At 34.9% G+C, this 18,663-nt stretch carries 13 protein-coding genes and 1 pseudogene; 7 read left to right on the top strand and 7 right to left on the bottom strand.

Going from position 1 to position 18,663, the window contains the following annotated elements:
* Positions 1-3 precede the first annotated feature (3 nt).
* The 5 genes and pseudogenes from OPR52_RS04505 to OPR52_RS04485 all read left to right on the top strand — a co-directional run bounded on the left by OPR52_RS04505 (position 4) and on the right by OPR52_RS04485 (position 5,331).
* On the top strand, positions 4-483 hold the full coding sequence (locus OPR52_RS04505; RefSeq protein ID WP_265037831.1) for a F0F1 ATP synthase subunit B family protein: 480 nt from the start codon (positions 4-6) through the stop codon (positions 481-483).
* A gap of 8 nt (positions 484-491) precedes the next feature.
* Positions 492-968 (top strand): F0F1 ATP synthase subunit B family protein, encoded by a 477-nt coding sequence (locus OPR52_RS04500; RefSeq protein ID WP_077188071.1) that lies wholly within the window; start codon positions 492-494, stop codon positions 966-968.
* A 279-nt stretch (positions 969-1,247) separates the two neighbouring features.
* Complete coding sequence (locus OPR52_RS04495; RefSeq protein ID WP_265037747.1) at positions 1,248-2,267, top strand: IS110 family RNA-guided transposase; 1,020 nt, start codon at positions 1,248-1,250, stop codon at positions 2,265-2,267.
* A gap of 507 nt (positions 2,268-2,774) precedes the next feature.
* Positions 2,775-4,321 (top strand): annotated as a pseudogene (locus tag OPR52_RS04490) (glycosyltransferase family 2 protein).
* Positions 4,303-5,331 carry a COX15/CtaA family protein gene (locus OPR52_RS04485; RefSeq protein ID WP_265037827.1) on the top strand — a complete coding sequence of 343 codons (1,029 nt, stop codon included), beginning with the start codon at positions 4,303-4,305 and terminating at the stop codon, positions 5,329-5,331. The pseudogene OPR52_RS04490 and the gene OPR52_RS04485 overlap by 19 nt, the downstream one beginning before the upstream one ends.
* Here OPR52_RS04485 and OPR52_RS04480 read toward each other — a convergent pair.
* Together OPR52_RS04480 and OPR52_RS04475 are read right to left on the bottom strand one after the other, a co-directional pair.
* Positions 5,280-7,355, bottom strand: coding sequence for an acetyl-CoA carboxylase biotin carboxylase subunit (locus OPR52_RS04480; RefSeq protein ID WP_265037825.1), 2,076 nt, complete (start codon positions 7,353-7,355; stop codon positions 5,280-5,282). The genes OPR52_RS04485 and OPR52_RS04480 overlap by 52 nt on opposite strands.
* A gap of 69 nt (positions 7,356-7,424) precedes the next feature.
* The gene (locus OPR52_RS04475) at positions 7,425-8,093 is read right to left on the bottom strand and encodes an ankyrin repeat domain-containing protein (protein WP_264723410.1); all 669 of its coding nucleotides are present in this window, start codon (positions 8,091-8,093) and stop codon (positions 7,425-7,427) included.
* 396 nt (positions 8,094-8,489) lie between these two features.
* Between OPR52_RS04475 and gltX the strand changes: the two genes are divergently transcribed.
* Positions 8,490-9,911 (top strand): glutamate--tRNA ligase, encoded by a 1,422-nt coding sequence (gene gltX, locus OPR52_RS04470; protein WP_265037823.1) that lies wholly within the window; start codon positions 8,490-8,492, stop codon positions 9,909-9,911.
* A gap of 518 nt (positions 9,912-10,429) precedes the next feature.
* Here the strand turns inward: gltX and OPR52_RS04465 are convergent.
* Positions 10,430-10,582 carry a hypothetical protein gene (locus tag OPR52_RS04465; RefSeq protein ID WP_265037821.1) on the bottom strand — a complete coding sequence of 51 codons (153 nt, stop codon included), beginning with the start codon at positions 10,580-10,582 and terminating at the stop codon, positions 10,430-10,432.
* 189 nt (positions 10,583-10,771) lie between these two features.
* Between OPR52_RS04465 and sdhA the strand changes: the two genes are divergently transcribed.
* Positions 10,772-12,577: a succinate dehydrogenase flavoprotein subunit gene (gene sdhA / locus OPR52_RS04460; RefSeq protein ID WP_265037819.1), complete on the top strand. Its 1,806-nt coding sequence runs from the start codon at positions 10,772-10,774 to the stop codon at positions 12,575-12,577.
* On the opposite strand, the gene OPR52_RS04455 is transcribed toward sdhA, so the two are convergent.
* The 4 genes from OPR52_RS04455 to OPR52_RS04440 all read right to left on the bottom strand — a co-directional run bounded on the left by OPR52_RS04455 (position 12,578) and on the right by OPR52_RS04440 (position 18,558).
* Positions 12,578-14,692, bottom strand: a complete 2,115-nt coding sequence (locus OPR52_RS04455; RefSeq protein WP_264723407.1) for an ankyrin repeat domain-containing protein — start codon at positions 14,690-14,692, stop codon at positions 12,578-12,580.
* Positions 14,693-14,974: 282 nt separating this feature from the next.
* Positions 14,975-15,583 carry a guanylate kinase gene (gene gmk, locus OPR52_RS04450; protein WP_264723406.1) on the bottom strand — a complete coding sequence of 203 codons (609 nt, stop codon included), beginning with the start codon at positions 15,581-15,583 and terminating at the stop codon, positions 14,975-14,977.
* Entirely contained in the window at positions 15,567-17,372 is a 1,806-nt protein-coding gene (locus OPR52_RS04445; RefSeq protein ID WP_264723405.1) for a pentapeptide repeat-containing protein, read from the bottom strand. Before OPR52_RS04445 ends, gmk begins: the two co-directional genes overlap by 17 nt.
* Positions 17,365-18,558, bottom strand: coding sequence for an ankyrin repeat domain-containing protein (locus OPR52_RS04440; protein ID WP_077188062.1), 1,194 nt, complete (start codon positions 18,556-18,558; stop codon positions 17,365-17,367). Before OPR52_RS04440 ends, OPR52_RS04445 begins: the two co-directional genes overlap by 8 nt.
* Between the last annotated feature and the right edge of the window lie 105 nt (positions 18,559-18,663).

Below are 18,663 nucleotides of genomic sequence, written 5' to 3'. Positions count from 1 at the left end.
CAGATGCCACAGCTTGATGTTTCAACCTTCTTTTCTCAAGTTTTTTGGTTTTTAATTTTTTTCTCTTCACTTTTTTTCGTAGTAAGTTGTTTATTTTTGCCAAAGTTAGATGAAATAATAATCACTAGAAGTAAAGAAGTATTGGATTCTTTTAATAGTTCTGTTCATCTTTTAAGACTCACGGAAGATCAGGTTGCCAAGTATAATGCCGCTTTAAACCAAGCTAGAATACAGGCAAAAAAAATCATAGATGATGCACTTGCTCAGGTAGAAGAAATGAGAGCTAATGTTAAGAATATATTAGAAGAGGAAGATAAAAAAAAGAGCAAGCTTATTGAAAAAAAAGTGGCAGAATTTAAATCTGAATATACTGATCAGTTAAAACAAATGGCTACTAGTATTGCTTTAATTTATTATACTAAATTGACTAATTCTGAAATTGAAGAGGAATTTATTGCTGACTTGGTGTCCAAAGAATTTTAGGGGTTTTTATGTCTACATCACTGATTATCGGTCTTGCCTTCTTGGTAAGTTTTGTCCTTTCGTATAAATTGCTAAAGAAAGTGATAAAAAATGCGCTTAACAATAAGCGTAACAAAAGCAAATTTTCAAGTGAAGAAACTGAAAAATTCAGGAAAGATATGTTGGAGTATTACAAAAAATCTTCTAAAAAATACAAAGAATTAGATGCAGAAGTTAATAAAATGATGAATGAAGCACTTGATAAAGCTAATAGTATCATTAAGCACAATAGACAGCAGCTAGATCAGACATTAGATGACAATGCCCATTCTAACTTGAAGAAAGTCACTGACCAAGTTGAAAAAGCTCTTGGGGATTTACAGACTAACACAGTGAATATAGCTGCTGATGCTGTAAAAAAAATAATGCATGAACGTAAAGATGATAAGCGTAGTAGCGAGGTCATATCTTCATTTTCACGTGACTTAAATAAAAAATTGCATTAGGTTCAATGCAACAATTGCCTATACTTCAAGCTGATAATGTAGAAAAAATTAAGTTTGATTCTAGTTTGTGCAAAGAGCCAGAGAAACTTTTTTACTATAAATTTAATATAATTCCTTGGCAAAAATTAAATAATACTACTTTTTTTATGGTTGAAGACACATACTGTAATTGCTATTGAATGATGGAGAGACATACTCCATTATTTTAGCACGAAGTAACAAGTTCAATAGAATTAGTTCTTCAAAAATAATTTAAACTTTTACAGTAGGAGCAGCCTCATGAAATATTATAGTGGATTAGATGTCTCACTCAAGGAAACTTTTATCAGTATCATTGATGAGAAAGGAAAAATTGTTAAAGAAGAAGTTATTGTAAGTGAAAGCAGTACAATAGCGGAGTATTTGCTTAGTCAAAGCAAAAAATATGAAGCAATAGGGATAGAAAGTGGACAACTATCAATATCAATGTGCAAAGAATTGAGGAGATTTGGATTGCCAGTAACTTGTGTAGATGCAAGGCATATGGCAGCAGCATTGTCTGCAAGAATCAATAAGAATGATAAAAATGATGCAAGAGGTATAGCACAAATGATGAGAGTTGGGCTATTTAAAGAGGTATTAGTAAAGTCAGATGAAGCTTGTCAGATTAAAATAATGCTTGGAAGCAGAAGACAATTAACACGTAGCAGAGGGAAAATTGAGGGAACAATAAGAGGATTATTAAAAATATACGGGATAAAAATTGATCAGCGTGCCAGATCTACAAGTTTCGTTTTAAAAGTGCAAGAAATAATTAATGAGCTAGATGAAATTAGCAAGAACTCAATTGAAGTATTAGTACATAGCTTAGAAACAATAGAAGAATCGATAAGAAAACTTGACAAAATGCTCTCAGAGCAAGGTAAAAAAGATGAGGATTGTAAATTATTAACTACTGTTCCAGGAGTTGGTATTATAGTAGCAATGACATACAAAGCTGCGATAGATGATGCATATAGGTTTGAAACATCTTATGCAGTTGGAGCCTATATGGGATTGAGCCCAAGACAGTACGCTTCTGGAGAGATTGATCGGCATGGAAGTATATCAAAAATGGGACCAGTAGAATGTAGGAATGTGTTGTACGAAGCAGCACAAGTCTTACTGGTAAAATGTAAAAGGAAATTTAAATTGAGAAGCTGGGGATTGAGGCTTGCAAAAAAGAAGGGTATGAAGAAAGCAATTGTTGCCGTAGCGCGGAAGTTGTCTGTAATTATGCATAGGATATTGGTTAGTAAAACAGAATTTTGTTATCAATAAATGCAAAAAGTAGATAATTTGATGTAAAGTAAAGATAGCAATGCCGATGGAAGGGATAAGCAAGATCCTAGGTTGAAGCATAGACTTCGTAAGACACATGTTGCCGTCCACTTCCGCCTAACAAGTATAGTGCGGCTTGGCTAAAATACAAATTAGCCATATCAGACCGCGGAGAGAACCATGGAAGCATGCTATTTTAACTTATATTAAGACTATGGAGGGAAAGAATGATACCTTAGTTTTTATAAGCTTAATGAATATGTGGATAAATACTTTAAATGTGTGTGGCGTATTTATCCACATATTCATTGGCTGCATAATTTAAAAGGGATTAATTAGAAATTTAGTGCTGGTGTTTTTATTGCCAATAAAACCCCTTTTGATTGAATAAGATAATACGATAGTAAATAAAAGGTTGTATTAGAGCTGAATTTTACATCAAAAAATATTTTTCATGATACAAAAAATTATTATTGACTTTCATGCAATTAGAGAACAAGCCGAGATATCAACCGTTGGGTCGAAGCTCATTACGGTATTGACTATGTATTAATAAAAGTGGATAGCGAACAGATTTTAAATCTTCTTAACTCGCACTTTGGTATTTCAGAATTTGCAAGCAACTACTTATATTACAAGAATCCTAATTTTTCAGCTAAAAGCATTAAACTAAGCTCAATATTTTTTGCTTCTTTCTTTATTGTATAGCCTTTCTTATAATAGTCCGAATGCGATAAGATATGTGTTTATGGCTATAGCAGGCCAGTAGCATATTACGGTCTGTTCGGATTATTGTAAAAAGAGCTATAACTTCAATTTTAACACTAACAGAGAAATATACATATTTTGCTTTGATGTTGATATTTATAATCGGATGTTCTAGTTATTTATTCAAGTTTATAGCTACAGTTTTTAGCTTATGTGAAACCTCCAACCAAAAAGTGGATTATAGTAAGCTGAATGAAGAAGATTTTCCTATATATACTATTTTATTGCCTGCTTTTAAAGAAAGTGCAGTGATAGAGCAATTGATCGAAAGCATTGAAAGTTTGGATTATCCAAAATCAAAATTAGATGTGAAGCTTCAGGTAGAAAGTGATGACCAAGAAACGCTAGCAGCTATAGAAAAGTACACTTTACCGCAGTATTTTGAAGTAATAAAAGTGCCTCATTCTTTGCCTAGAACAAAAGCCAAGTCATGCAATTATGCTATGAGCTTTGCTAGAGGAAAGTATGCAGTAATATATGATGCGGACGATAAACCAGACCCATTGCAGTTAAAAAAAGCACTGATTGAATTTAATAAGGACGACGATAAGCTTGCCTGTGTACAGGCGAAATTAAATTACTACAATTGTGATTATAATTTTCTCACAAAATTCTTTTCTCTGGAGTATATGAACTGGTTTCAATACTTATTGCCTGGATTCCAAAAAATGAACATGCCGATGCCTTTGGGTGGTAGCAGTAATCATTTTTCAGTAAAAATTCTAAAAAAAGTGTTTTTCTGGGATGCTTACAGTGTTACCGAAGATGCTGACCTCGGTTTGAGACTTGCGCAAATGGGATATAAAACCAGGATGATTGACTCAGAAACATTGGAAGAGTCACCAATTGTTGTATTTGCTTGGATTAAGCAAAGAGCGCGCTGGATCAAAGGCTATATGCAAACTTATATTGTTCATTTAAAAAATATAAAGTCACTTTATAAACACACTGGATTTAAGGGAATTTTGCTATTGAATCTTTTTGTTGGCTCTGCAGCTTTTATATTTTTTACTACTCCATTTTTACTGCTTTCATTGATATTAACTAAAGTTTTAAATGAATTATTTTTGTACTACTTTGTAGTGGTATACGTTACTAACCTGATTCTTTTGGTAATAGCTGTCAAACAGCAAAAGATGCCTTTTTATTTTTATATAGTATCGATATTTTTTCCGGTCTATAGTCTGCTACATAGTGTTGCAGCTTTTCTTGCCTTATGGGAATTTATTCTTTACCCTGAGCGATGGAACAAAACTCAGCATGGTTTATGGAAGCAAAACCTGTAGCTATTTGGCTTTTTCTCTGCTCGGTCATGGTAATTCTCATGGTAGGGATTGGTGGATTTACCAGACTTTCAAAAGCAGGATTGTCAATCACGGAGTGGAAACCAATTACTGGAACATTACCACCACTGAGTGAACAAGACTGGCTACAAGAAAAATTAAAATACGAAGCTACACCTGAATATAAAGCACTTAACTATGGTATTAGTATGGAGGAGTTTCGCGCTATATACTTAATAGAATATATACACAGATTGGTTGCAAGACTAACAGGTTTAGTTTTTGTCCTGCCATTTATATATTTCATATTAAGAAGAAAAATATCTAAAAAGGTAGTAATAAAGCTATTTGTGGCATTATTATTTGGAGCTTTACAAGCTTTTGCTGGTTGGTATATGGTTAAAAGTGGTTTAGTAACTGAACCTCATGTTAGCCACTATAGGCTTGCACTTCACTTATTATTAGCATTAATTATCTTTGCATTATTGTCATATCAATTTTTTGATTATCAGATAAGGCCACAACAAACAAAAGTTAAGGTTAGTGGTAACACTATATACTACGCAAGGATGATTTTGGTCCTAATTGTAATACAAATAATTTTCGGCGCATTTGTTGCGGGATTAAATGCTGGTTTGATTTACAATACCTTTCCACTAATGGACGGACAAGTCGTTCCAGAAGATTTATTTTTCTTACAGCCTATATGGCTGAATATCTTTGAGAACAGAGCGACAGTGCAATTTATACATCGAGCACTGGCATTGCTAATACTAACTTTGGTAGTAATACTCACAGTAAAAAATGCTAGCGTAAAACCGGTATATATTATGCTGCTCTCCATCATCATTCAGATAATTTTAGGAGTGGTTACTCTTTTGTTACACATACCAATAGCCATTGCCATAGCTCATCAAGTGTTTTCATTTATCTTGTTTGGGTCAAGTTTGTACTTCTTGTGTTATTTAAGAAAGCAGACTACATCACCGATCTGCACATTTTTTCCTTCTTGAACGGGAATATTTTTTATCACCATTGCTGCTTCAGCACATATGATATTTTCCATTTTCATTGCCTCCACCACAAATAAAGGTTGTCCTATTTCCACCTGATCTCCTACATTTACGTGCAATTTAACTAATAAACCAGATATTGGGGATTTTACAGCATCTGCTGAAATCCCTTCTGTTTCATTATTTAGCATTAACCTACTTAATTCAGCTACATGAGGCTTAAATATACAACACTCAGCTTTCATGCCTGCATGCCTTATGAAGTACTTGCTGCCTTGTCTTTCTATTTTAAGTGCTATATTGGTATCGTCATTAATTGTGATATATAGCAATCTATAACTTGATTTCCACTTGCCTATAACGGAGTATTTATTGTGATTATATACCGTTATTAATATATTATCTTGGTATTTTGCATTTACGGAGTACTCATTGTCATTTATATTCACTATGAATAAATCTCTTGCACGGTCACCTGCCATCCGAGTAGCTGATACTGGTGCCCCTTCTTTTTTACTAGATTCCAGTGTCACGCACTGGAATGACACCTGAGATGTTTCATTCACTGCTTTATGATGGTACCTTTCTTCATTTTCCAAATGAATATATAACGCAGTGAAAATAAATATTTTAATATACTCCTCTGTAACAAAATCGCCGTGAAACCCACTAGGGTAATGATCTGGAATGAATCTCGTGTGGAGCTTTGCTGCAATAAAATTTGGGTGATGGAAGATGGATTCTAGAAATTCTATATTATTTGTTACTCCTTCTATATAGCATTCAGACAATGCTTTTTGCATTCTGCTGATCGCTTCTACTCTATCTTTTCCATATGTTATAACTTTTGCAATCATTGAGTCATAGAACGTGCTAATTTCTGAACCTGCAGCAACTCCATCATCTATTCTTACATAATCATTTTCATCCGGTTTATCATAATATTTTATCCTTCCGCTGGAGGGGAAAAATTTCTTCGATGGGTCTTCAGCGCAAATTCTACTTTCCATCGCAGAACCAGTAAGTTTAATGTCATCCTGACTAAACCTTAGTTTTTCTCCACAGGAAGTTCTAATCATTTCTTCTACTATGTCTATTCCAGTGATAAATTCTGTTACTGGATGCTCAACTTGTAATCTCGTATTTACCTCAAGAAAATAGAAGTTTTGGTCTTTATCTACAACAAACTCAACAGTGCCTGCTGAAAAATAGCCAACTTGCTTTGCTAAAGAAACACATTGGGCATACATTTTTTGTCTTACTTCTTCACTAATGAATGGACTTGGCGTTTCTTCTATTATTTTCTGATTATTCCTTTGTATCGAGCATTCTCTCTCTCCAAGACACACTATATTGCCATATTTATCTGCTATGATTTGTATTTCAATATGTCTTGGTAACTCTATATATTTCTCTATAAAGATACTGCCATCCTTAAAACTTTTCTCTGCTTCATTTGTTGCTGATGTGAACGCTAGTTCAATTTCTTTTTTGGAATTTACAATTCGCATTCCTTTGCCACCACCGCCTGATGCAGCTTTAAGCATAACCGGAAAGCCAATTTCTTCAGCAACTTGAGCTGCGTGGGCAGCGTCGCTAATCTTACCCATATATCCTGGCACTACATTCACTCCAGCTTTTCTTGCCGCTTCTTTTGCTGTTATTTTGTTGGCTGTAACTTCTATTGTTTCTGCACTGGGGCCGATGAAGTCTATATTATGTTTTTGAAGAGCACGTGGAAAATCTGGATTTTCTGCTAAAAAACCATAGCCAGGATGAACTGCCTCAGCACCTGTTTCAACTGCTACTTCACATATTTTTTCAATGTTTAAGTAACTGAGGCAAGAAGGCGAAGGGCCGATACATCTTGACTCATCTGCTTGTCTTACATGCACAGAATTTACATCTGCATCCGAATATACGCATACACAAGATATACCCATCTTATGGGCAGTTCTGATAATCCTGCAGGCAATCTCCCCTCTGTTTGCTATTAAAATCTTACTGTACTTCTTTTCTGTCATCTTATCAGTATACTTTCTTAGCTTGAGAAAGTAAATTTCTATATCATTGTCTGCAGGTAATTTCTAGCTTCATGCTGCAGCTAAACCACCATCTAAAAGTTGCATAACATCAGGATCTGTCACTATAGTACTTTCATCATACAAGCCGTATATCCCGTTACATGCCTTAAACAACAAACATGTAGATCCTCCAGAAGCTATTGTAGCTACTGAAGCTAGTGCAAGAGATTGAGAAACCAAAAATAAAAAGTACAAGGATAAACACAAGGCAGCAATACACGCTATAGCTCCTATTATGTATAAGCACAAATGAAATTTTCTATTACATATAAAACCGCCCTTTATACCTGCGATTTGCTTAGCTTCCTCCCGTTCTGCAGCATTTAAAAAATAAAGAGGAGCTACCGCTACTCTCCCATGAAGAAAGCAGCTTTTATCGCAGAGTGCATTTTTAATGTATTTGTTATTACATTTAAGCTCCTCTTTTAATCTTTTTACTTCCCCCCAATTTTTAGCTTCTTCTGCTTTTTCAACCTTACTCTTAGTACCTTCTTCTAAATCCCTCATAATCTCTTTGATTGCAGGTAGCAGAATCTTGCTTCTTGCTGCTTCATGAAATGGATTATCTCCGCTTTCATTATGCACAGTTACAGAAGCAATGTTCTTTTTGCAAATGGCTACAAATGCCTCTTTATTTCCTGTTCTTGCAGCTATGTGTAAATAATTATCTCCCCGCACTATTTGTTTTGTTTTATCAAATGGGCCGGTGTAGCCATAGTTAACCTCGAATCCTTTTGCGCCCAGTAATAATTCTATAATTTGAATGTTAGGATTAGACTGCTCTAAAGCAATATGAAGAGGAGTTTTCCCATCTTCTTTTAAGTTAATTATTAAGGGTTGCTTGCCTGGGACTCAGAGCGGCTTCCACTCTCTCATAATTGCCTTCTTTGATTGCATTGACCAGATCTTTGAATTTTTCATTCATAATATACACCTACTATTTAACCAATAATAAATTATACAACACAATTTATTGAAAATAAAGAAAATTTAATCTCTCAGAATAAATAAATTCTAAATTGTTACAAACATAAATTTTAGCTATTATCATTTACATTACTGTAACAGACAAATATGCCAGGTATAGTCACTAGATTCGCTCCATCACCTACAGGGTTTTTGCACATTGGAGGGGCTCGTACTGCGTTATTTAATTGGCTCTACGCGAGGCACCATGGTGGCAGGTTTTTGCTAAGGATTGAGGACACCGACAGAAAACGTTCAACACAGGAAGCAATTGATACAATTATAGAAGGGCTAAGATGGCTCGGTGTGAGCTATGATGGGGAAATAATATACCAATCAAAAAGAGTAGAGCGGCACATTGAAGTAGCAAACCTTTTAGTTGAGAAGGGTAAGGCGTATCACTGTTATTGCCCTGAGGATGAAGTTGCAGAAAAGAAAATAAAAGCAAGAGAAGAGGGCAAGATATACAAGCATAAATGTACTACAAAACCTCCTTCTTGTCATCCAAGTAGCCGACACTGGAAAAATATGTGGTCACGTGCTGGAATGACATCGGGTGTGAGGTCAGTTATCCGTTTCAAAGTGCCAGACTCGCAAGAGATCGTCATTAATGACAAAATATACGGCCAAATCAAAGTAAATAGCAACCAGCTTGATGATATAGTGATCTTACGCTCTGACAACACTCCAACATATATTTTTGCTGTCGTAATTGACGATCATGATGCTGGAATAACTGATATAATACGTGGTTCTGACCATCTTACTAATACCTTTAAACAACTACTAATATACCAGGCTCTTGATTTTGACATTCCACGCTTTGCACATGTGCCGCTTATCCATGGGGAAGATGGGAATAAGCTATCCAAAAGGCATGGTGCCACAAGCGTTTGCGATTATGAAAAGATGGGAATATTGCCAAAAGCGATGCGTAATTACTTGCTGAGACTTGGCTGGAGTCACGGCAACGATGAGATTATTAGCGATGAGCAAGCAATAGAGTGGTTTAATTTAGAAAGTATTGGTCGTTCATCTGCACGGCTCGATTTCAAAAAACTGGAGCATTTGAATAACCACTATATTAGTAATATGAGCAATGAAGATATTCTGGCTCTAATACTTGGAGAAAATACTCTAACTGACAAAAAAAAGGGCTATTTACTGCAAGGGCTAACGGAACTAAAAAAAAGAGCAAATTACCTGGCTGAACTGCTGGATTTAGCAAGGTTTTATATTCAAGATCCGCCACTTGATTTAAGTGAAGAAGCTCGTCAAATTGTCAAATCTAACCTCGATATAATCAAGTTACTTGCGTCATTTCTGTCAAAGATCGGTGATGAAAATTGGAATAAGGGTTTTTTATCTTCTCAGATCAAGGAATGTGCAAAATTGCACGATATGAAAATAAGCGATGTATACCACTCATTACGCGCCCCTATAACTGGAGTAATGGATGCACCTGGAATCATCGATATCATGGTGATTCTTGGTAAAGACGAGTGTATAAGAAGGTTACAAGCAATTTAAATGAAATAAGAAAATTTCTTGACAAGCTTTGCCAGCCCCTTTATCATGACAGTGAAGCTATTGTATTTGCTTTTGCCAATCTGCAGATTAAAAGGTAAGGATTACTTAATGTATCGGCGTCTTATGTTTAATTTTTTGCAGTATATAGATACTGTATGTCTTTACAAAACTTCATCTACATCTAGATTTTTATCTAAATAAGCTGAACGCGCTTACAAAGCGTTACAAGACATCAAAAAATGCCAATACTCGACAAAGATAGTAAAAGACTAGCTAACTCGGGGGTTCTTTGTCTTTTTTTCTGCTTGGTAAATTTCTTAAACATTTGCAGCGTAGGTTAGTTGCAATTAAAAGCAGCTGAATTTCGCTTGTCAAGCGTTTAAAACATAAAAAACGCCAATATTTTAAAGCGGATAATAACCACAGGGCTTCTTTTGCCTTTTTTTTGTTTGGTAAATTTCTTAATGTTTATAGCTAAAAGAGCCCAAGAGAGGTGTCATTCCAGTGCCCCTGTGATGTCATTCCAGTGCTTGACACTGGAATCCAGTTTTCCATATAATCTCATCGAAAACGTTGTAACCACTTTCTATGCTAGTTTGCTTGTTTACAAGCAAACTTTCCTGGATCCCAGTGTCAAGCACTGGGATGACAGCTAGCCTGATAACCGTCATCCCGCTGCTTGTTAGCGGGATCTATGTTAAGGTATGACGGTTAAGTAAGGGATCTATGTTAAGAGATACCGCGGCGGTATGACGGTTCGTGGCGGTGTGACGGTTCGCGGTGGTATAGCTATAGAAAACTTGTATAGATTTTTTCTACTTCTGTGATATCATAAGCCTATAATGATAAAATAAGTAAATATGGATAAGTCAGCGTATGAGATCATAGAACATGAGTATGATGTGGTAGTAGTAGGTGCAGGTGGAGCAGGGCTCAGAGCAACGCTTGGGATGGCTGCAACTAATTTTTCAGTTGCCTGCATTTCTAAAATTTTCCCTACACGAAGTCATACAGTTGCAGCACAAGGCGGAATTAGTGCAGCTTTAGGTAATATCGGTGAAGACGATTGGCGCTGGCATGCATATGACACAATAAAAGGTTCAGACTGGCTTGGTGATCAAGATGCAATAGAATATATGTGTAAAAACGCTGCTAAAGCTGTTATTGAACTTGAAAATTTTGGCGTACCTTTTTCTCGTACAGAAGATGGCAAAATATACCAGCGCTCTTTTGGTGGAATGACAACTCACTTTGGTAAAGGAAAATCAGCTCAACGCACTTGTGCGGCGGCAGATAAAACTGGGCACGCAATCCTTCACACTCTATATCAGCAGTGTCTTAAATTCAACGCTGAATTTTTTGTTGAATACTTTGTGATTGATTTAATTATGGATAGCGAAACCGGAGCATGCTGCGGAGTTCTTGCTTGGTCGCTATGCGACGGCACATTACATAGATTTCGTGCGCATAGAGTGGTGTTAGCAACAGGTGGATATGGACGTGTTTATTTCTCTGCAACAAGTGCGCATACCTGCACAGGTGATGGTAATGGCATGGTAGTAAGGGCTGGATTACCACTTGAAGATATGGAATTTGTACAATTTCATCCAACAGGAATATATGGCTCAGGGTGCTTGATGACAGAAGGGTGCCGTGGCGAAGGGGGATATCTCGTTAATTCTCAGGGCGAAAAGTTTATGGAACGTTACGCACCAAAAGCAAAAGATTTAGCTTCTCGTGATGTGGTAAGTCGTGCAATAACAATTGAAATTAGAGAGGGAAGGGGAGTTGGACCAAAAAAAGATCATATGTATTTAACTATAGCGCATCTTGATCCGGAAGTAATAAAACTCAGATTGCCGGGCATCAGCGAAACCGCAAGAACTTTTGCTGGAGTTGATGTCACTAAAGATCCAATACCGGTCATTCCGACTGTTCACTATAACATGGGTGGCATTCCAACCAATTATTATGGAGAAGTGATCACGCTGAAGCAAGGTAAGGAAGAAGTGGTAGATGGACTATTTGCAATTGGAGAAGCTGCGTGCGTCTCTGTGCACGGTGCAAATCGACTTGGTTCTAACTCGCTTCTTGATCTTGTGGTTTTTGGCAGAGCTGCAGCGCTCAGAGCAAGAGAGAAACTAAAATCCGGTACACCACATAAAAAATTGCATTCAGACTGCACAGACTGGATAGTAGATAGATTCAATAAAATGCGATTTGCTTCTGGTGGGCTAAAAGTAGCAAAAATACGCAGTGAAATGCAGAACACTATGCAAAAATACGCATCAGTTTTCCGTGTTGCTGAAGTTTTAGAAGAAGGCAAAAAAGCTATAAAAAAGGTAGCAAAAATGATGCCTGATATTTCACTTGAGGATCGCAGTATGATGTGGAATAGTGATTTAGTTGAAGCACTGGAGCTTGCTAACATGATCCCACAAGCGGTTATTACCATGGAATGCGCAGCTAATCGCGAGGAAAGCAGAGGTGCCCATGCTCGTGAAGACTTTCCTGAACGTGATGACAAAAACTGGATGAAGCACACTATAGCGTGGCTTGAAGAAAAGAAAGGGCAAATTAACGTAAAAATTGATTATAAAAAAGTGGCTGAAAAAACTCTGAGCGGTGAGATTGATTTCATAGCGCCAGAGAAGAGGGTTTACTAGTTACACTATCCCTACACAATTTTTCAACGAGTTCATTATTGATATGGCACTCATTTTAGTGTCTGGAGGACTCTCAGTATGCTCTGATTGATTTGGTGACTCTTGTACTGCTTGATTTTTAGTCTCATTCCTTAAATTCTGTTGATCATTATTAACAAGGTTCTTCGAAGCTTGATTCTGCTCTGTTGTTGAATTAGAGCGGTTTTTGTCGTTAAATGTGTCCTGTGCTTTGTTGGTTGATTTTTCAAAAAGTTTCTTAATACCACTAAATCCTAAAGTTAAAGTAAGGCATATAACTCCAGCAACAGCTATGATAGGAATGGCTGCTCCAATTGCCATTTGACCCTGAAAGAAAGCAAATGTTACCATTGCAATAACAGTAATCGTTATCGTGATTGCTAACAGTTCGCGGGTCCTTTTTGCTGGATCTATGAATCCTGCTACAGCAGATACTCCTTTTTTTATACCAGAACCTGCTTCTTTAATGCCAGACTTGCATTTTTTTGAAGCAGTTTTACAGTGGTATTTTTCTTCAAGCTTCTCTTTTAGTTCTTTAGCTTTCTCCTGTGCTTTCTGTGGAGTCCCTGAATAATCTTTTAGATCTCGTAAAGTTAAATAGTACTTTTTAGTATGGAATTTTGGATCTTTCAGCTCCAGAGAACAGGGATCAGCGCCTATTTCTAGCAGCATTGTACAAAATTTTGTTGTATTGTCATAAGCAGTTGCTGTATCAAAAATTGTTCCTTGCGGTAGGTATTCGATACTTCTTTTTTCTGCTTTTTTCTTTAATGCCAATTCTAGGGGTGTGTTCCCTTCTCCATTCTTAGCATTTATAGCTTTACCTAATTTATCTTTAGATATTGTTCCATTTTTTACTAAACCTAAAATCAATTCCAAACATGTAACTTTTTGTTCTCCTTTGAATGAAGCAATATAGTGCAAAGCATTTTTTTCATCTTTATCTTGCACAGTAATATCTGCACCGTTTTTTAGCAATAGTTCTAGGGTTTCATACCTTTTAGTTTTTTCAAATTTTCTATCTGTACATGATCGATCCTCATTCTTTCCTTTTATATGCTGAAGCAGCTGATGAAGAGGTGTTAATCCTTCCCTGTTAGTAGTATTTACAGCATCATCTTTATTTGAAATCAACTCTAAACATGTAACTTTTTGTTCTCCTTTGAATGAAGCAATATAGTGCAGAGCATTTTTTCCATCTTTATCTTGCACAGTAATATCTGCACCATTTTGTAGAAATAACTCTAAGGCTTTATACCTATTTGTTTTTTCAAATTTTCTATCTGTACATGATCGATCCTCATTCTTTTCTTTTATATGCTGAAGCAACTGATGAAGAGGCGTTTGTTCTTCCTGATTTTTACTATTAATGAGTTGTGCTAAATCTTCCTCGGTGACCGTTTTTATTAGGGTACCTAGAAACTTGCATTTCTGTTTCTTTTCCAACGACACGATAAGGTGTAAAATATTGTTGTCTTTTTCACCTTTTACACTATTAATATCCGTACAATCTTTTAGATATTTTTTAAATTTCCTGTTATTTCCATTTTTGATCGCTTTTAGTAATAGAGCATTGCTATTTGTTATTTCGTTGCTTATTTCTACTTTATGATCATCTTCAACATCGCTACCGTAGCCACTTTCTGCTTCACTATCTTCACTATTCCTACGATCATTTTGGTTGTGGGTAATACTATTAGAACAATATTTGCTATTATCAGTAATTTCTGAAATTACTTGCTTTACTCGTTCTTTTGTTTCATTTGATATTTTTTTCGATCGTTTTATTGCTTTATCTAGCACTGGAAGGAAGCATTGGACATAATACCTATAATATTTTTCTTGTTCTCTAAGTGATTCTTCTAATTTAGTTAATACTTCAGGGCTAGCACCTTCCTTGAATAACCTTTTACACTCCTTGAGAGCTCCATCTTGACCTCTTGGTTTTTCACGCTTGTGTTCTTCTTTTTTTACCTTTCTCTCTATAATGCCATACAATTGTTCGTCTTTTCTATCCTGCTCTTGCTTTTTATTTTTATCTATGCATTCACCTAATTTATCTGCATTAGTAGTTAGTGCAGTTATATCTATACCCATAATAAAACCTCAATATTAAAAGCTATTTAAGTTGTCAGCACTAAACTAACAACCAAGAAGTTTGACTTTTAAATTGAGCTAAACGTTGTATATGTATAGGTGGAAAGGCAGAAAACTAGTTTCTATTAGAAAATCTGTTATCATAGTCAAATCCTCACTTGAACAGTTGCTACTATTTTAACCATTTAATCTTAAAAAATAATAAATATAGCTAAACTGTGAAACGTGCTATTGGCTAAAATAGGATAAGAAACTATAGCTGCAAATATCCAAATTGATTTTTTATAAATCTTCCAGGCTTGGTTTTTCTTCTGATTTTTTAAGTCTTTCTTTATTTAGTATGGAGCTTATCTCTTCTACACTTTTGTCAATATCATCATTGATTATTACATAATCATATTTATCACGTTTGCTTATCTCTTTTTGAGCTTCGGCTAATCTGCGCTCTATTTCGCTTGCATCATCACTATTACGCTTTTGCAAACGCAACCTAAGCTCTTCCATTGAAGGGGGAAGTATAAAAACACTTACAACTTTTTTTCTCATGAGCTTGAATAAGTGAAATGCTCCTTGCCAGTCTATGCTGAGTAAAACGCTTATTCCATTGCTTAAGTTTTGCTCTATAAAATTTCTTGGTATACCATAAAAATTCTCAAAAACTTTGGCGTATTCAAGCATTTGGCCAGCTTTGCATAACTCGTGAAATTTTTCTTCGGTAACGAAAAAATAGTCTTTTCCATTTATTTCGCCGGGGCGAGGCTTGCGTGTAGTCATAGAAACAGACCTAACTAAATTAGTTGATTGCTCAAGTAATTTTGCTGATATAGTAGTTTTTCCAGCTCCAGAAGGGGAGGATAGAACCAATAATACGCCCTCACTTTTTACGGTCATTTTTCTTTGCATTTTTTAACATGGTGCTTTTTGGATCAGAGTTTAAAAAGCTAGAACCTTCTAAATTAGAATTTGATAAGTTGGTGCCAATAAGAGAAGAGTTATCAAAGACAGTATAGCGCAAATCGGTTTTTTCAAAATTTGCCTTATTCAAATTAACGTTTACAAACTTTGCTCTACTCAATGTTGAATTAGAAAAATCGGCATTTTCTAAATTCATATTCTTAAATTCAAAGTAAGAATAATTTACATTAAATTTTTCACCCTGTGATATTTTCTCTTGCAAATCTTTAATCGAAGTTATAGCATTTTCTGAACCTGCAAGTTTTTTCTGTCCTTTATTGTCAATCAAAATTGAATTATCAAATTTGCAACCTGTTAAGTGAGCATCAACAACTGAACTTTTATATATGCTTGAAGAGAGAAAAGACATATCACTAATTGTTGAATTACTCAAATTGCTAAGAAAAAAACTAGTTTTCCTAAAGGCATTAGTGTGAAGCAAAGAAGATCTGAAATCGCTTTCAATAAAATTTGAATTAGTTACTTTTAAATTGGACCAACTCGAATTATCAGCTAATAAATTAAAGAATGTTGAATTTTCTATTTCACTGGAATCAATATTATGGCGAGAAAGTGTACTGTTATAAACTTGAGAGTCTTGGATTTTTATCTTATACATTGAAGTTGTAGAAAGGTCTGAATCTTCTATCTTCGCAGAGGTGAATAGTGAATGGTCAAAAAATGAGCCATTCATGTTAGAATTTGCAACTTTAGTATTATGAAACTTTCCGTGACGAATGTCAGCATTAGAGACATTAACTTGATGCAGTTCACTAAAACTAAAATCAATATTGGATAAATCAGCATCATGAAGATTTGCTTCAGAAACATATGCATGTTTTATCTTGGAACCATTTAGTATAGATTGAACAAAACTTGAATTATCGTCATTCACATAGGAAATTTGTGTGTTGCTTAAATCAGTTTCGTCGAAGTTACTGTTAATTATGATAGAAGAATTAAGGCAAGCATCGGAAAGATTGCTACCTGTAAAGTCTGATTCTTTTAACTCTGCACCATATATGTTAGCATTTTTTAATGAAGAAAATTGTATCTTTAATTTATATGCATCCACTCCAAAGAAACTTGCATTATCAAGGTTGTTTTTCTGCATAACAGTATCGTTTATTTCACTATCACTAAAATTTACGTGGCTAACATTCGAGTTTGATAAGTTGGAGAAATTCATTTTCACATTCGAGAAATTAGTATGCAAACCAATTACGTTGTGCATACTTACTTTTTTGAGATCGGAACTGATAAAATCAGCATAACTAACATTAGACTGATCAAATACGATATCTGTTAAGTTTGCAGAAACAAATTTTGTAAAACTCAAATTTGTACCTTTTATTTTAATGCCATGTAAATTAGCATTGGAAAAATTAGCACCACGTAAATCAACATCAATGAAAGACACATCGGATAAATCGGTGTTAGAAAAATCGGCACCAATCAGACTTACTCCATCAAAAACAGATTTACTTAGGTACAGTTGGTTAAAATTAGCTCCATTTAAGTTAGAACCAAAACCTTTCTTAAAATCTTCTGGCACGCCCTCTTTGTGGCACTGCACCAAAAATTCAGCAAAGTCTTTTTTACTGTAAGATACGTATTTTGCATCACGCAAAGCGTTTAAAAAATCACTAATCTGATTTTTTTCATCATTTGTTTCGTTTCCATAACATAAATGACCAACTAAAATTAATATCAAAAATCTAATCATCTTGCTTATCGCACTGTATTTCTTTCGTTTTCACAGCCCAATCGTACATTGCTGAGCTTTCTTTATTGTCTATTTTTCTATCCTCCAAAAGATGTGGCATCATTTCGGCAATCGCATTTATTATATTGATCTGCTTTTTTTCGATTGCTATATCAATTGGGGATTGAAAATTATTGTTAACTACTCTAAGATCAGCACCTTGTAATAAGAGAAAGCGCACTATGTCTACCTCACCTTGTTTAACTGAATAAATGAGAGGAGTATCACCCAATTTATTTCTAAACCTTAGTATCTCTTGAATTGTTAATCCAATTTTTTCTAGCTTACTTATTACTCCTCTTAAGCAAGTTAAGTTGTTCTTCTTAATGCAGTAAAAAAATTGCTTACTGTAATCATCAATAAACACAGTTGTAGGAAGATGCTCATTAAGGCTATCATATTGTCGTTTATATATTGACTTGCTTTGTATGTCTTTATGACCCCATTCTTTTATTGGTTCTCTGTTTAGCTTTGTCCATTTTTGTAAACTTTTCTTTTCACTTTGCTCTTCTTCATCTTTTTTAGTTATAGGTTTTACTCTATTGCGGTCCTTGGAATTACTGTTTGTTTCTTTCACTTTTTTTTCTTCAGACTGATTCTCTACTTTTTCTTTTTTTCCCTCTAATAATTGACTCGCATCACTTTTTGAAAGTTCATTATCTTTTATATCAATCTTCTGATCAGCTTGTAGATTTTTTTGCGGGTTAGCTGTATTCTCATTTAAATCAGCACTTAAAGGCAAAGGCTCTGGTTTCAAATCTTTATTCACTTCTTTATTGGCCACATTTGGTAAATTTTGAGCAAATTTGTCTGTGCTTCCTTCTAGCTGGTCATTTGGCAAATCTTTATCAATCCTTTCACCTTCACTTATAGTTTTTTCAACCACGAAAGCTTTGTTCTCGTTGTGTTGCAGTTTCTCTTTATCGGTAGTGCCGTCTAATCTTTTGCTCTCAGCCTCTTGTGTTTGTTTAGCATCGACGTTGCTTTTTAACTCATCTTTTTGATTTGTGCTATCTTGCTTCCTTACACCTACATTTTCGTTTTTATGAACTGATTCAATTTTCTTTTCTTCAAATTGCTCTACAGCAAATAGGCTCAGTGATCCGAATACAACAGCTAATAATATAAAATATAAAATATTTTTCATAAATATCCCAAGCATAAGCTTAATTAAAATGATACTATAATCAAATGATTAATCTACAGTAAAAAATGCCTTAGGATTTAATTTATAAAAAAACAATAGATTTTT

Origin of the sequence: Wolbachia endosymbiont (group A) of Hylaeus communis (assembly GCF_947251915.1) — a bacterium.
Taxonomy (GTDB): Bacteria; Pseudomonadota; Alphaproteobacteria; order Rickettsiales; family Anaplasmataceae; genus Wolbachia; species Wolbachia pipientis.
This window is presented reverse-complemented; position numbering and strand designations above follow the sequence as displayed.

What these genes read in the sequence shown, in the direction of transcription:
- OPR52_RS04505 (WP_265037831.1), top strand. Translation starts at nt 4, where the DNA reads ATGCCACAGCTTGATGTTTCAACCTTCTTTTCTCAAGTTTTTTGGTTT.
- OPR52_RS04500 (WP_077188071.1), top strand. Translation starts at nt 492, where the DNA reads ATGTCTACATCACTGATTATCGGTCTTGCCTTCTTGGTAAGTTTTGTC.
- OPR52_RS04495 (WP_265037747.1), top strand. Translation starts at nt 1,248, where the DNA reads ATGAAATATTATAGTGGATTAGATGTCTCACTCAAGGAAACTTTTATC.
- OPR52_RS04485 (WP_265037827.1), top strand. Translation starts at nt 4,303, where the DNA reads ATGGAAGCAAAACCTGTAGCTATTTGGCTTTTTCTCTGCTCGGTCATG.
- OPR52_RS04480 (WP_265037825.1), bottom strand. Translation starts at nt 7,355, where the DNA reads ATGACAGAAAAGAAGTACAGTAAGATTTTAATAGCAAACAGAGGGGAG.
- gltX (WP_265037823.1), top strand. Translation starts at nt 8,490, where the DNA reads ATGCCAGGTATAGTCACTAGATTCGCTCCATCACCTACAGGGTTTTTG.
- OPR52_RS04465 (WP_265037821.1), bottom strand. Translation starts at nt 10,582, where the DNA reads ATGACGGTTATCAGGCTAGCTGTCATCCCAGTGCTTGACACTGGGATC.
- sdhA (WP_265037819.1), top strand. Translation starts at nt 10,772, where the DNA reads ATGGATAAGTCAGCGTATGAGATCATAGAACATGAGTATGATGTGGTA.
- OPR52_RS04455 (WP_264723407.1), bottom strand. Translation starts at nt 14,692, where the DNA reads ATGGGTATAGATATAACTGCACTAACTACTAATGCAGATAAATTAGGT.
- gmk (WP_264723406.1), bottom strand. Translation starts at nt 15,583, where the DNA reads ATGACCGTAAAAAGTGAGGGCGTATTATTGGTTCTATCCTCCCCTTCT.
- OPR52_RS04445 (WP_264723405.1), bottom strand. Translation starts at nt 17,372, where the DNA reads ATGATTAGATTTTTGATATTAATTTTAGTTGGTCATTTATGTTATGGA.
- OPR52_RS04440 (WP_077188062.1), bottom strand. Translation starts at nt 18,558, where the DNA reads ATGAAAAATATTTTATATTTTATATTATTAGCTGTTGTATTCGGATCA.